This is a genomic window from Halorientalis litorea (assembly GCF_023028225.1).
Taxonomy (GTDB): Archaea; Halobacteriota; Halobacteria; order Halobacteriales; family Haloarculaceae; genus Halorientalis; species Halorientalis litorea.
The window spans coordinates 782670-796655 of record NZ_CP095482.1 but is presented as its reverse complement, the minus strand read 5'-3'; the positions used below and the strand labels follow the sequence as shown (position 1 = coordinate 796655).

Annotated in this window: 12 protein-coding genes; 8 read left to right on the top strand and 4 right to left on the bottom strand. The window is 67.3% G+C overall.

Translation table 11 applies throughout. The features are described 5' to 3' along the window. Positions 1–17 precede the first annotated feature (17 nt). On the bottom strand, positions 18–1751 hold the full coding sequence (ilvD, locus tag MUG95_RS04295; protein ID WP_247009842.1) for a dihydroxy-acid dehydratase: 1734 nt from the start codon (positions 1749–1751) through the stop codon (positions 18–20). Between the two features lie 196 nt (positions 1752–1947). Here ilvD and MUG95_RS04290 point away from each other — a divergent pair, with 196 nt between their 5' ends. The 5 genes from MUG95_RS04290 (at position 1948) to MUG95_RS04270 (ending at position 5650) form a co-directional block, all read left to right on the top strand. After that, positions 1948–2139 (top strand): DUF8106 domain-containing protein, encoded by a 192-nt coding sequence (locus MUG95_RS04290; protein ID WP_247009841.1) that lies wholly within the window; start codon positions 1948–1950, stop codon positions 2137–2139. Positions 2140–2195: 56 nt separating this feature from the next. Next, entirely contained in the window at positions 2196–3164 is a 969-nt protein-coding gene (locus MUG95_RS04285) for a beta-ribofuranosylaminobenzene 5'-phosphate synthase family protein (protein WP_247009840.1), read from the top strand. A gap of 86 nt (positions 3165–3250) precedes the next feature. Continuing rightward, positions 3251–4087 carry an RAD55 family ATPase gene (locus tag MUG95_RS04280; RefSeq protein ID WP_247009839.1) on the top strand — a complete coding sequence of 279 codons (837 nt, stop codon included), beginning with the start codon at positions 3251–3253 and terminating at the stop codon, positions 4085–4087. A 91-nt stretch (positions 4088–4178) separates the two neighbouring features. Next, on the top strand, positions 4179–5081 hold the full coding sequence (locus tag MUG95_RS04275) for a magnesium transporter CorA family protein (RefSeq protein WP_247009838.1): 903 nt from the start codon (positions 4179–4181) through the stop codon (positions 5079–5081). After that, positions 5078–5650 carry a DUF8135 domain-containing protein gene (locus MUG95_RS04270; RefSeq protein ID WP_247009837.1) on the top strand — a complete coding sequence of 191 codons (573 nt, stop codon included), beginning with the start codon at positions 5078–5080 and terminating at the stop codon, positions 5648–5650. Before MUG95_RS04275 ends, MUG95_RS04270 begins: the two co-directional genes overlap by 4 nt. Before the next feature lie 3 nt (positions 5651–5653). Here the strand turns inward: MUG95_RS04270 and MUG95_RS04265 are convergent, their stop codons facing one another. Next, positions 5654–6235, bottom strand: coding sequence for a response regulator transcription factor (locus MUG95_RS04265; protein WP_256463867.1), 582 nt, complete (start codon positions 6233–6235; stop codon positions 5654–5656). Between the two features lie 96 nt (positions 6236–6331). On the opposite strand from MUG95_RS04265, the gene MUG95_RS04260 reads away from it, so the two are divergent. Next, complete coding sequence (locus MUG95_RS04260) at positions 6332–8332, top strand: sensor histidine kinase (protein WP_247009836.1); 2001 nt, start codon at positions 6332–6334, stop codon at positions 8330–8332. Positions 8333–8357: 25 nt separating this feature from the next. Here MUG95_RS04260 and MUG95_RS04255 read toward each other — a convergent pair whose 3' ends face one another. After that, positions 8358–10985, bottom strand: coding sequence for a PGF-pre-PGF domain-containing protein (locus tag MUG95_RS04255; RefSeq protein ID WP_247009835.1), 2628 nt, complete (start codon positions 10983–10985; stop codon positions 8358–8360). A 484-nt stretch (positions 10986–11469) separates the two neighbouring features. Here MUG95_RS04255 and MUG95_RS04250 point away from each other — a divergent pair, with 484 nt between their 5' ends. Together MUG95_RS04250 and MUG95_RS04245 are read left to right on the top strand one after the other, a co-directional pair. Continuing rightward, a complete protein-coding gene (locus tag MUG95_RS04250) occupies positions 11470–12456 on the top strand; it encodes a sensor histidine kinase (protein WP_247009834.1) in 987 nt (328 codons plus the stop codon). Between the two features lie 45 nt (positions 12457–12501). Then, the gene (locus tag MUG95_RS04245) at positions 12502–12825 is read left to right on the top strand and encodes a transcription factor S (protein ID WP_247009833.1); all 324 of its coding nucleotides are present in this window, start codon (positions 12502–12504) and stop codon (positions 12823–12825) included. A gap of 3 nt (positions 12826–12828) precedes the next feature. Here MUG95_RS04245 and MUG95_RS04240 read toward each other — a convergent pair whose 3' ends face one another. Then, positions 12829–13977, bottom strand: coding sequence for a DUF3179 domain-containing protein (locus MUG95_RS04240; protein ID WP_247009832.1), 1149 nt, complete (start codon positions 13975–13977; stop codon positions 12829–12831). Positions 13978–13986 lie beyond the last annotated feature (9 nt).

Below are 13986 nucleotides of genomic sequence, written 5' to 3'. Positions count from 1 at the left end.
CGCCAGCGGTCCCCCAGTTAGTCCTGTTTCGCGCCGGGATTGGTCACCGCGCCGTTGGCCGCGGAGTCGAACGTCTGGCCGTACTTCGCCAGCACGCCGTTCGTGTAGTTCGGTTCGGGTTGGTCGCGGGCGTCGAGGCGCTCTTCGAGCTCCGCCTCGCTGAGGTCGACAGACATCTCCAAGTCGTCGATGTCGATGGTGATGGTGTCACCGTCTTCGAGTGCCGCGATGGGGCCGCCGACGAAGGCTTCGGGGGCGACGTGCCCGATGGAGAAGCCACGCGTCGCGCCCGAGAAGCGGCCGTCGGTGAACAGTGCCACGTCCTCGGCGTGCCCCTGCCCGGCGACGGCGGAGGTGACGCCGAGCATCTCGCGCATCCCCGGGCCGCCGCGCGGTCCCTCGTTGCGGATGCAGAGTACGTCGCCGCTCTCGACGTTGCCCTCCTGGACGTACTGCATGGCGTTCTCCTCGCCCTCGAAGACGCGGACCGGTCCCTCGTGGTGGAGGTGGTCCTCGCCGGTAATCTTGATGACCGCACCCTCGGGGGCGAGATTGCCCGTGAGGATGCGGATGGCTCCCCGCTCGTGGATGGGGTCGGCGACCGTGTGGAGGAAGTCGGCGTCGAGGTCGGCGATGGCCGGCGGGTCGTACGCGTCGAGTTCCTCGCCGAGCGTGTTGCCCGTCACGGTGAGAGCGTCGCCGTGGAGGTGGCCGGCGTCCAGCAGTTCCTTGAGGACGACCGGGACGCCACCGACCTCGTGGAGGTCGTTCATCACCCGCTCGCCGCCGGGCTGGAGGTTGGCGATTTTCGGCGTCTGACGGCTGATTCGGTTGAAGTCCTCGATATCGAGGTCGATGCCCGCCTCGGCGGCCATCGCCAGCAGGTGGAGGACGGCGTTGGTCGAGCCACCGACCGCGACCTGCAGGGCGATGGCGTTCTCGAAGGACTCCCGGGTGAGGAAATCGGAGGGCTTGCGGCGCTCGCGGACGACCTCGACGGCGAGTTCGCCAGCCTCGCGGGCGACATCGTAGCGACTCTCGTTCTCGGCGGGCGGCGAGGCCGAACCGAGGGGTGCAAAGCCCAGCGCTTCCGAGATGGAGGCCATCGTGTTGGCGGTGAACATCCCGCCACAGGCCCCCGCGCCGGGACAAGCGTTGCGCTCCATCTCGTCGAGTTCGTCTTCGGTCATCTCGCCGGTGGCGACCGCGCCGACGCCCTCGAACATGTTCTGGATCGTGATTTCCCGCCCCTCGTGTTCGCCGGGCATGATCGACCCGCCGTAGAGGAAGACGCTGGGCAGGTCCGTGCGGATGGACGCCATCATCATCCCCGGCATGTTCTTGTCACAACCGCCGATCGTCACGAGGCCGTCCATGCGCTCGCCGAAGGCGACGAGTTCCACTGAATCGGCGATGACTTCCCGCGAGATCAGCGAGGCCTTCATGCCCTCGTGACCCATCGAGATGGCGTCGGAGATAGTGATGGTCCCGAACTCGATTGGCATCCCCGCGCCCTCGTCGATGCCTTCGTAGGCGGAATTTGCCACGTCGTCGAGGTGGACGTTACAGGGCGTGATGTCCGCGGCGGGGTTGGCGACGCCGACCATCGGCGAGGAGAGGTCCTCGTCGTCGTAGCCCATCGCGCGGAACATCGCGCGGTGTGGGGCCTTGTCGGGACCCTCCGTCACCTCGTTGCTCGGGAGGTCGTCGGGTTTCCCGGACTCCGGTCGCTGGTCGTGTTGCTGGCTCATATCCGATGGGTTGCGGCCCCGCGGCTTTAACATCCCGGATTGGGCGACTCCCCGGACTCTGCACGGGGCGATGCCCGTGAAAGCGGTGCCCGTGTGACCGAGTACGCGGCCGTCGTTGACGTGCGTACTGGTCGCACACGGCGTGAGAAGCCGAAATACGAGAACCCTTTCCCTGTCCAGCACGTAGTACCTCGTGATGGCTCCCCCATCCGAACCGACGGCCGACCAACGCCCGAAAGCGGTGCTGTTCTGCCCCGACTGTGGCCACGAGAGCCACGTCACTGGCGACTGGGAGGTCCGCACGTCGGCGGGCCGCGAGACGTACGTCTGCCCCGTCTGTGATGCGGTTCTCACCACCCGACATAGCGAGCGACTCGCCGCCGACTGACCGCACAGACGGCCGCTGCCGCAACCTCCTTGCCGACCCGGTGGTTACGTCTCCCCATGACCGCGAGGGTGGCGGCTGGCGCGCGTCTTCACTTCGGCTTCCAGAACCTCTCGCTCGCCCGCGAGCGGCTGTACGGCGGTGTCGGCGTGGCACTCGACGCACCACGCGTCGTCGTCGAAGCCGAGACTGCCGAGGGCGTCCACTGTGACGACGCCCTCGTCGCCGAGTGTGCCGAACGCGCCGTCGACCTGCTCGACGTGCCGGGCGCGGCCGTCACCGTCACCGACCGCCTGCCACGGCACGTCGGCCTCGGGAGCGGAACGCAGTTCGCGCTGGCGACGCTCTCGGCCGTCGCCGCCGCCCACGACCGCGACCCGGCCGTGCGCGACCACGCCCCGGCGATGGGCCGCGGCGGCCGTAGCGGCGTCGGCGTCGCCGCCTTCGAGTCCGGCGGTTTCGTCGTCGACGGTGGGCACCCGACCGAACTGTTCACCGCCGCCCCGCCCGAGAACGGCGTCTGGACGGTCCCGCCGGTGACGGCACGCCACGAACTCCCTACCGACTGGCGGTTCGTCGTCGCCCTCCCGGAGACGGGTGCCGGGCGGAGCGGTGACCGCGAGGACGAGAGCATGCGGTCGGTGGTCGAACGCGCCGACCCGGGCATCGCCGACGACATCGGTGGTGTCCTCCTCCGTCGTGTCCTCCCCGGGGCCGCCGAAGGTGACCGCGACACGTTCGGTGCGGGCGTGGCGAAACTGGGGCGTCTCAACGGCGCGTGGTACGCGGACGAACAGGGGGGCGTCTACCGCCCGCCAGCGGGCCGCATCGTCGAGGCACTCTCGAACTGCCCGGCCGTCGCAGGTGCCGGACAGTCTTCGTGGGGGCCAGCAGTCTGGGGACTGACCGACGAGCGCGGCGTCGGCGCGGCCCGCGACGCCGCGGCCGAAGCCCTCGACACAGTCGGTGTCAGTGGCCGCGTTCTCGTCACGACCCCACGGAACCACGGTGTCGCCGTGGAGTCCTGACCCGCTGGCCGCCGGACGCGTGGTAGGGTAGTGTTCGCGGCTGAACCCGTCGTAAGGGCTAACACGCCACGTCCGAACCGTACCGTATGGACCGCATCCCCTTCGGGGTTCGACAGTTGGACACGGTCATCGACGGGGGCGCGCCCCCCGGAAGCGTCGTCCTACTGTCGGGGGAGGCTGGGGCGGGGTCCCGTGAGTTCATCTACACGAGCACCCTCATGAACGGTCTGGCACAGCGTGACGAGGAGTTACACGACCTCTACTACGGGTCGCTGGCCGCCGACGCCACCGTCCCCGACGAGATTCACTACGTCTCCTTCACCGCCAGCGGCGACCAACTCTACAGCGAGATGGCCCGCGCGATGGACGAGGAAATCGTGGCGGCGGGCATGGAGGCCGTCGACGTGGTGGACATGTCCGAATCCTTCTTCCACGCCAGCAACGTCCCGCGCGAGTGGTACGCCGGTGCGAGCAGTCACATCCGGGACATGGCCGGCCGGCACGACCGGCAGAAGATATTCCCGGCACTCGGCGAGTACCTCAGCGAACACGCCCCGGGGAACCTCGTCGTCATCGACTCGCTGTCGGACCTCATCAGTGCCACCGCGGAGGGGCGGGACTGGTCCGATGTCGTCTACCTCCTGAAAGGCCTCCAGAAGGCCGCGTACTCCTGGAACGGTCTCATCCTCGTCCACGTCAACCACGAGACGGTCACGCCCGAGCAACACGGCCAGTTGATAGACGCGGTCAACGGCACGATGGCCTTCGAGTGGGAACAGGGCGGGTCGGAACGCGCCCGGACGCTCGTGTTCAAGAAGTTCCGCGGCGTCCTCTCGCGCATCGAGGAGGAGGACATCATCCGCTTCGAGACGGAAATCGGCGACGCCGGGTTCGACATCAGCGACGTGCGCAAAATACGCTGACGTAGGACGTGTGTACCGCCCGATAATAACCTCGTTACGCCATCTAAGCCGTGGCAAACGCTTAACTGTCACAGCGGCCAATCAATTGTAGATGGCGAGTGAGTCGACGGACGACCCTATCTCCGTTTCTCTCCCACCGGACCTCGCGGAGTGGGTCGCCCACGAGGCGACGGAACGTGGAACCGACCGTGAGACGGTTCTCGTCCAGTTGCTCGCGGCGTACCGTGCCGCCGAAACCGTCGACCCCGACACCGCCCTCGACGACGTGGCGATACGGGACGTCGAGACCGAAGTCCGGGACGTCGTCGCCGACCGCCTCCCCGACATCGCCGACGCAGTCGCCGACCGCCTCGAAATCGAACGGGTCGTCTCCGAGGCACTCAACGACTACCGCGACGAGATATCGCAGACGGCCACCGAACAGGCCGCCGCCGAGACGGAGGACCGCATCGCGGCCGTCGAGTCCGACTTCGCCGACAAACTCGACGACGTGCGCGACCGCGTCGTCCAAGTGAAACGGGAGGCGGACGCGAAGGCTCCGGCCGACCACGACCACCCCGCCCTCGACGACCGGATGGACGACCTCGCGGCGACGGTCCGGGACCTCGACGCCGACCTCTCGACCCTCCGCCAGACCGTCTCCGAACACGTCGACGAGTACGACGGGGAGATGGACGAGGTGACCGACGCACTCGAGGACACCCAGCAGAAACTACAGACCGTCGCCCACGTCGTCAAAGACCTCCGCGACCGGACCGGTGCGGAGTCCAAGCGTGGCACGTCCGTCGAAGGAATCAAGCGGAGTGCCGCCCGGCACGACATCGACCGTGCGGCGTGTGAAGCCTGCGGCGAGGGCGTCGACATCGCGCTCATGACAGACCCCGAGTGCCCGCACTGCGGGGCGGCCGTGACCGACGTGGAACCGAAGGACGGCTTCCTCGGGAAACCCCACCTCGTCACGCCACACGGTATCGAGGCCGGGGCGGACGAATGAGCGACGACGACGACCCGTTCGAGGCGTTCGACGCCCCGGACGACGAGGACCCCTTCGAGGAACTGGACGGCCCGGCCGAGGACGCGGCCGACGACGCCGACGAATTGCCCGACGACCGGGCCGACACCGCGGACGACGCCGGACCGGGACGACTACCGGACGACCCCTTCGACAGGGGTGCCGACGCGGACCCGGCCGCGGGGTCGACCGACCCGGGCGACGCACCCGACGACGACCCGTTCGATTCCTTCTCGGACGTGCCGGACGAGGACGACCCGTTCGAGGCGTTCGAGTCGGCCGGCGTCGAGGAGATAGACCCGGACGCCGTCTGGGACTCGCTCGCGGACGGGGCCGACGGCGACGCCGAGGAACAGGTGTTCTCGGAGGTGTCGAAACACCGCTTCTGTGAACGCTGTGAACACTTCACCGGGCCGCCGGAGGTCAACTGTACCTACGAGGGTGCGGCCATCGTGGAGTTCCTCGACATGGAGACGGTTCGGCTCCTCGACTGTCCCATCGTCGCCGAACAGCGAGCACTCGAAGGGGACGAGAGCACCCTCGGCGAGTAGCCGCTAGGACCCGCGAGCGACGGCCCGGTGTGTCTCGACGAGTTCCTCGAAGTCGTCCACCGAGTCCCGGAGTTCGCTGCTCAGTTCCACGGCCTCCTGTTTGAGACGGGCGAACTCCTCGTCGGTCTCTAACTCGCCCGGAGAGAGTTCCTCTTCGAGGACGCTCAACTTCGAGAGCAGGCTGAAAAACTCGTCCAGTCGCGGGTCCATGTCGGCCGTCTCGGTGTCGAGGTACTGCGACAGCGTGGTCGAGAGCGTCTCCCTATCGACGGGTTTGCAGAGATAGTCGTCGAAATCCATCTCGAGAATGTTGAGGTTGGGGTCGACGGCCGTCACCATGATGACGGTACAGTCGTAGCCACGGGTCCGAAGTTCGTCGAGAACGTCGTCGCCGTGGATGTCGGGCATCCGTCGGTCCAGCAACACCGCTTGGGTGTCGTCCGACACCTTCTCCAAACACTCCTCACCGCCGTAGGCCACGTCCGTGTCGTACTCCTCGCGTAACTGCATGGCGTAGGCGTCCGCGACGTCCGTCTCGTCGTCGACGACGAGGACGCTCGGTCGACTGCGACTGTCGAATGACACTGTCTGTACCGATACCTCGGCCGCAAGGCTTATATGCGCATCGACAGGCAACGGCGTTCCCGTATCGTTATATTCGTCGGTGCGCAAACACGTCGCATGAGAATTCGGACGAAACTGGCGATAGCGATACTCGTCGCCAGCGTCGTCCTCGCGGGCGTCGTCCTCGTCGGCCTCGAAGTATTCAAGGACCGCGCCGAGGGGCAGGTTCGGGACAACGTCGAGCAGACGGCCGGGCAGACCGCAGAACAGGTCGACGCGGTGGTCCGCGAACGCGTCAACACGGTGAAGTTCTACGCCTCCGACCCCCGGGCCGCGGACCCGTCGACGGCCCCGGACCGCCTCGACCAGTTCGTCGGCGGTACCCGCTTCTACGCGGCCCAACTCATCGAGACGAACGGGACTATCGTCCACTACCGCGGACAGGTCGACGCTGTCGACCGTCGGGCCGCGCTCGGTCGGAACGTCAGTACCCGTCCGTACGTCGGCGAAATCGTCAACAACGCGAGCAGCTCACACGTCAGCGACGTGGAGGTGTCCGGCGACCAGCGCGTCGTGATAGTCAGCGCGCCCGTGTTCGACCCGACGACGGGGAACCTCACGGCTGTCTTCGCCGGAGCCATCCGTGTCTCCGACGCCGACTTCTTCGTCGCCGCCCGTCCGCTGGTCACCGACCGACAGACCGTCCAGATAAACGCCACCGCCAACGGGTCGACCGTCCCGCTGTTCGAGCGTGACACGACGTTCGACTCGTCCATCGCCGAGACGGCGACGGTCGGGTTCACCGGCTGGGAGGTCACCGTCGCCGCCGACCGTGCCCCGCTGAACCAGCGACTCAACGACCTCGCACTGGCACAGGGTCTGGGCATCCTCCTCGTCGTCGGCGTCATCGCTGGCCTCGGGTTCTGGGAGTACTCGATGAACCTCCGCCAGACAGAGCGGCTACTGACCGCGTTCGGCCACATGCAGGAGGGGAACTACGACTACACGCTCGACCTGTCGGCCGCCGAGGAGTGGCAACAGATAAGCGACGGGTACAACGACCTCGCTCGCGGCGTCCGCGAACGCGAGCGCGCCATCCGCGAGCGCGAACAACGCCTCGGCGTCCTCAATCGCCTGCTCCGGCACAACCTGCGCAACGACATGAGCGTCATCCTCAGTTACGCCGAGATGCTCCCCGACTTCGACGCCCGTGACCGCCGCGAGGAGGCCGCCGAGAAGATACAGGACATCGGGCAGGGCCTCATCGACCACGGCCAGAAAGCACGGGACATCGAGACGGCCATGGAGAGCGCGGCGGACGGTGTCGAGACTCTCGACATGGTGCCGCGCGTCAGGGCGGCGGTCGAGGAGTATCGCGGGGAGTACCCGACGGTGGAGTTCCGCCTCGACCTGCCCGACACGTGCGACGCGCTGGCGATTCCGTCCGTCGACTTCGCCGTCGAGAACCTCGTCGAGAACGCCGCCGAACACAACGACGCCGAGGACCCGGTCGTGGAGGTCACGCTCGACCGAACTGACGGCGCGGTCGAACTCCACATCGCCGACAACGGCCCCGGCATCCCCGACCACGAACAGGACGTCCTCTTCGAGGGCGAGGAGACCGCACTCGAACACGGGAGCGGTATCGGCCTCTGGTTGGCGTACTGGGTCGTCGACAAGTCCGAGGGCGACATCGAGTTCGCGGACAACGACCCGCGGGGTGCCGTCGTCAGCGTCCGACTTGCATCCCCCGCCCGCCCGGACCACCGGCCTGAGGACGAGGCTGACGGGGCGGACGCGGCCGACACCGACGACGAGGAACCAGAGAGTACGGTCGACGCGATTCTCGGCGGGGACGGTGCCGACACCAGCGACGGTACCGACGCCGCCGGTGCTGAGGCCAGCGAGACGGCCGACGAGCGGACCACCGCCGACGCCGCCGGCGACGAGGGCGGTGCTGTCACGGAGGGGGAGCGTGCCGACACCGGTGACGAAACCGACGGGCATGCGGACGGTGACACCGCGGCCGCCGACGCCGACGACTACACCACGACGATGGATGCGATTCTCGGCGGCGACGATGGCGAGGAATCAGAGTCGGCAACCGACGAGCACTGAGCGGCGACGCGTTCGCTCCCGACGGCTACGCCTGCCGCAGTCGGTAGCCGACGGCGGCGGCGACGACGACGAGGGCGAGGAGTGCGACGACGGGGTTGATGGGCGGGCCGCCGATGCCGGAACTGGTCGACGCTTCGGTCGTCTGCGTCCCGTTCGTCGCGGCGTCGGTGGCTCCGGAACCGCCAGTGTCCTCGACCTCCACCTGTCCGGCCGAGGCGTTGTTGACCCGGACGCGGTAGGTGCCGGCCTCGCCGAACTCACGGTCGAACGTCACTTGTGAGGTGCCGTTCGGTGCGATGAACACTTCGCGGCTGTCGACCACTTCCTCGTTGAGCAGCAACTCCGCGAGGAAGTCCCCGTCCGCGCCGCCCGTGTTCGTGATGCGGACGATGACGTTGACGCTGTCACCGACCGTGACCGACTCGACGTCGACTGCCGCGCGGAGCACCTCGAACCGGGGCTGTTTGGCACCGACTGTCCACTCCGAGAAGCCGTCGGCACTCGCCCGGTAGTACACGAAGTCGTCCGTCTCACGCGTCTGCTGGATGGGGACTTCCTCGTACTCGTCGGTGTGCCGGTAGACGGCGATGTCGTCGGCGTCGGTGTTCTCCATCGAAGCGAGGCGGTCTTTCGACACCCGGAAGTCCACGTTCGCCTCGTCGATGGCCGAGTTCGGCACGCTTGCGTCGATGTCGACGTACGAGAGCGGTTCCGTCGCTTCCGCCTCCTGCGGGGTGAATTCCGGAGCGTCCGCGGGTTGCCGGCGGCTCGCGGCAGCTCGGATGGAGAAGTCCTCGCTCTCGGCGACGTCGACCGAGAGGCCGGTCAGGTCGGCGTCGTTGTCGCTGTCGGTCGGTTCGAGGTCGACGTTGACCGGTTGGTCCGGGTCTGGGTCGCGCACCGATATCTCGATGTCACGGGTCTCCGACGCGGCCTCGGTTTCCGAGTCCGGGTCAGTCTCCGTTTCGGTCTCGGCGTCGGATTCGGTCGTCGTCGACGTGTCGACCGTCACCTGTGTCGAGTCGTCGCTGCTGCCGCCCGAACCGCCGCCACCGCCGCCACCGCCACCACCGCCGCCACCGCCGCCAGTACCGACCTGTTGCTCGGTGGTGCTGTCGCCTGTGTCAGTACCACCGCTGTCGGTCGTATCGGTGTTGACGGTCAACGACCCACTCGCCAGCGTCGGCGTGACTCGCTCAGTCGTGTCGTTCCGAATTCCCCGCTGGTTGTCGACGTCCGGTATCAGCGTCGCGCTCCCGGCGTTCTGTCCTTCGAGCGTTATCGTCCCCAGCGTGACGTTCGTCGCCCCGGGACCGACCTGTTCCGTGAAGTCCTGTGCAGCTAGCGTCACCGTCGTGTTCGTGTCGTCGATGAGCGTCGCGTACGTCTCGTTGCCCTCGATCGTCTGCGCGAACGCCGGGCCTATCGCGGCGTCCGTAATCCGCCCGACGGACCCGTTCCCGACAGAGACGTTCACGATGTACGACGAGACGCCGTTCGGTGCGACCGTGAGGTTGGTCTGTACTGTGGTCGTGTTTCCGACATCGACTTCGGCGGACCCGACCCTGACTGTGGGCGTCGGCTGACTGTCGGACCCGGCCGAGAACGTGGCGGTACTCGTCAGGTTCACGTCCGAGTAGAACGGCGAGACGCTGACGTTCCCGAAGGCCGGGCTACCGGAACCGCTGAAGTCACCGCTCGGCCCGTCTTCGGTACCCCAGAAATTGTCGGTTGCGTTCCCCTGAACCACCGCATCCCGTGCGTCCACCGCCGCATCGGCGTTGTTCAGGAACCTGGAGTCGTGTATCGCCCAATACCCCGATGTCCCCACTGCGTCGACGCCGCGCGTCGCGTTGACGATGGTCGTGGACTGAATCGTCCAGTTACCGACCGCGATTCTCGCCGCCACCCCGTCCGACGTGACGTTCCGAATCAGCGACCTCGCTATCGTCCAGTCTCCGGCGACCCCTTGGCCGGCCATGACGGCGTCTTCGACGTCCTGAACGACCGTCCGCTCGACCGTCCAGTCACCGAGTGACTCGTTCGCCAGCACGCCGGTCGAGGCGTTGGTGATGGCCGAGTTCCGAACGGTCCACGCACCGCTGCTGCCGTACCCGCTCACGCCAATATCAACGTTGTGAATCGAGACGTTGTCGACGGTCCACGCGGCCCCAGTCCCAGCCCCACCGACACCGAGGCGTCCGTCCTGAATTATCGTATCCTGCAGGACCCAGCCGCGCTCCGACGCGCCCGCGCTCACACCCCACTGCCAACCGAGGAGTGAGAACCCGCTAATCTGCGGGGTCGCGGTGCCGAAAATCTGGAGCCCCGCGCGTGCCTCGGTACTGCTGTAGTTCGCCGCGACCGCGGACGTGTTTGCGACCGTCGCACCGTCGGGAGCGACGAGTGAGATGTTCTTCTCGATATCTACGGGCTCCTCGTACGTTCCCGGCCGGACTTCCACCGTCGACCCCTCGCTGGCGTTGTCGACTGCGTTCTGGATACTCCGGTAGTCCGCCCCACCGTTCACGTCCACGACGAGCGTGCCGGTGTTCCCGCTCGTCTGTGCCGTGACACTCTGTGCGAGCATCCCGCCGCTGGTCAGCGCGGAGAAAATCAGCAGCGACGAGAGGACGACGGCACGGAGTTTCACCGCCCCTCACCTCCCGCGTCACGGACACCACGTCTCCCTCGCCACTCGACGCCGACGGCACGACTGTCCGCACCGATGGGGGACCCACCGGGCCACGCGCTCCGAACAGTTCCTCCTCGGGCGGGCCATCTCCGGTCCTGACGGAGACAACTGTGAATCATTGTTCTTTGCTGATACTCCTGGTGTATTAGTGGTTGCGATGATTTTATACAGGTTTGTAGTGAAACGCGACGGAAATGCGCGTAGATGTGTGGATATCGGGGGAGAAACGCCGCCTCTGTAGTGATGGTTCGGACACCTGTTACTGCTCGCTCACGACTGACACCGGGGTCGTGTCGTCGTATCACTGCCAGTATGCGAGCGTTCCGCGCGTGCGGTGGGCGGCACGACGGGCCTGCGATGTCTCCCCCGACTCGGGCGACAATGTCGTCCGCTGTGCCGTACTCAACACTTATGTTTCGCCCTCGGTAACCCCGAGTGGGACATGGACGGGACGGACTTCCTGTCGGCACACTACGACCCGGTCGTACACTACGCTACCAGCGACGCCGGGGTCGGCGTCCGGCGTGTCAACCCCGCGTTCGAGGAGACGTTCTACGCCGACGAGGCACCGGAGACCGTCTCACTCGGTGACACCGTCGTCACCGGCGATGTCATCGACGACATCGCGGCCGCTATCGACACCGGGGATAGACTCGACCGTGACGTACGTTGTGCCACTGCCGACGGCGAACGGACCTTCCGCCTCCGGAACGTACCCTCCGGCGACGGCGGGTACCTCGTCTACACCGACGTGAACGACCGCGCCGAGCGAATCGCGGACTTGGAGGAGCGCAACCAGCACCTCGAAACGTTCGCCAGCGTCATCTCACACGACCTGCGAAACCCCATCGACGTGGCCCGTCGGTCCATCGAGAACGCCCGCGAGGACGACGACAGTTCGCACTTGGACCGCATCGAGGCCGCCCTCGACCAGATGAAGACGCTCATCGACGACGTACTCGCGCTGGCCCGCGAGGGAAAAGCCATCGACGAGACGGAGCGGACGAACCTCGCCGGGGTGGCCGAACGGGCGTGGGACGGCGTCGACGCACCCGAGGCGACCCTCTCGATTGCCGACGAGAACGCCACACTGCAGGCCGACCCGGCGCGCCTCCGGCAGGCCTTCGAGAACCTCTTTCGCAACACGACTGAACACGCCGGGGTCACCCCCGCCGTCACCGTGGGAACCATCGGCGACGGCGACGGCACCGGCTTCTACCTCGAAGACGACGGTCCGGGCATCCCGCCCGACGAGCGCGATGAAGTGTTCGAACCCGGCGTCACCTCCTCGACGGATGGCACCGGACTGGGCCTCGCCATCGTCGAGCGCATCGCCGCCGCCCACGGCTGGGAGATTGCGGTTACGGACGCCGAATCCGGCGGCGCGCGATTCGAGGTGACCGCCGTCGACTCGCTCCAACCGTTCTAAGCGAAAGCCCCAATTGGGCCGGGCGGCGACGTTGTGCTACTCACCATGCAATTCTGCGACGAGTGCGGGTCGATGATGCACGGCGACGGCGACGAGATGGTCTGCTCGTCCTGCGGTGCGACCGTCGAGAAAGACGAGGAGCGCGCCGCCCAGTTCGTCACCACCGACGAACAGACCGACGACGACGTCATCGAAACCGAGGAGGGGGCCGACTTCGAGGGGAAACCGACCGCCGACGACGTGACCTGCGACGAGTGCGGTCACGGGAAGGCGTGGTACACGATCAAACAGACCGGGTCCGCCGACGAACCACCGACGCGATTCTTCAAGTGCCAAGACTGCGGGAACCGTTGGCGGGAGTACAACTAGCGGTCAGTCGCCGTACACGGACGACTCCGGGTTGAAGTTCGACCAGCCGAGCCAGAACAGCGGCGGGATGTCGTTCGCCCGCGTGAGTCGCGCTCCCGCGTACGGGCCGTCGACGGCCGCGCCGGTCGCTCGCTCCCATTTGGACCCGCCGGCCCGGACGTGTCGCTCGTCCTCGGGTTCGAAGGTGAGCGTTCGCCCGCCGAGTCGCCGGTCGTAGGCCGCCAGCGACCCCCCGGGCGTCGTCGTGACGAGGAGCGGTGTCCCCGCCAGCGTGTCGTTGACGACGTTCGCCTCGGCGACGGTTCCGTGGGGGTAGGCACGGGCCTCGCCGTCGACTGTCACGCCGACGACGAGCGTCCGCGGGGGGACGCGCTCGACGGTGCGCTCGTAGCCGACGAGCGGGTCGCCGTCGTAACTGTACTTGTCGGTGAAGTAGTCGACGTTCCGCCCTCGGTCGGCGATGCGGCCCGACTCTGGCGGCGGGAGCAAGACCACCGTGTCGGGGTGGCGGTCCTGCCACTCGCCCCACGTCGTCAGCGACGACGGGCGGAGCGTGAGTTGCTCGCCGGTCCGGGGGCCGCGGATGGCCGTGGCGAGCAGTTGACTCCAGCGGCTGTCGGTCGCTCGGTCGTAGAGTACGAGGTCGGACCGCCAGAGTTGCCCCGAGACGCCGAACGTCGTCACCGCGCCGTTGACGCGTCGCTCGGTGACGATGGCACTCCCACAGAGGACGCAGTAGGTCACCAACAACGGCCCGCCGAACGCGTCGTTGACCACCTCGTGCCAGTTGAGCACCCGGAGCGGGTACGCCCTCGCCTCGCCGTCCACTTCCACCCCGACGACCGGGGACGACTCCGGGAGCAGGGGGCCGCCGTCGTAGCCCGACGACTCGGGAACCGACAGCCCCGCCCAGTCCTCGGCGAACGCCGGGTCGACGATGGCCGGAATCTGGTCCCGCGGGACGGCGGTCCGCAGTTCTCCCCGCGGCACCGGGAGGTCCACGTCCCCGACGCGCTCCCGGATAGGGGTGCTGACCTCCGTCTCCTCCACGCGCACGGGCGTCAGCGTCGGCGTCCCGCGGTCCGTGGTGTTACAGCCGGCGAGGGACCCGAGGCCGACGATCGCGGACGCGAGGAACTGCCGCCTGTTCATCACTCCATG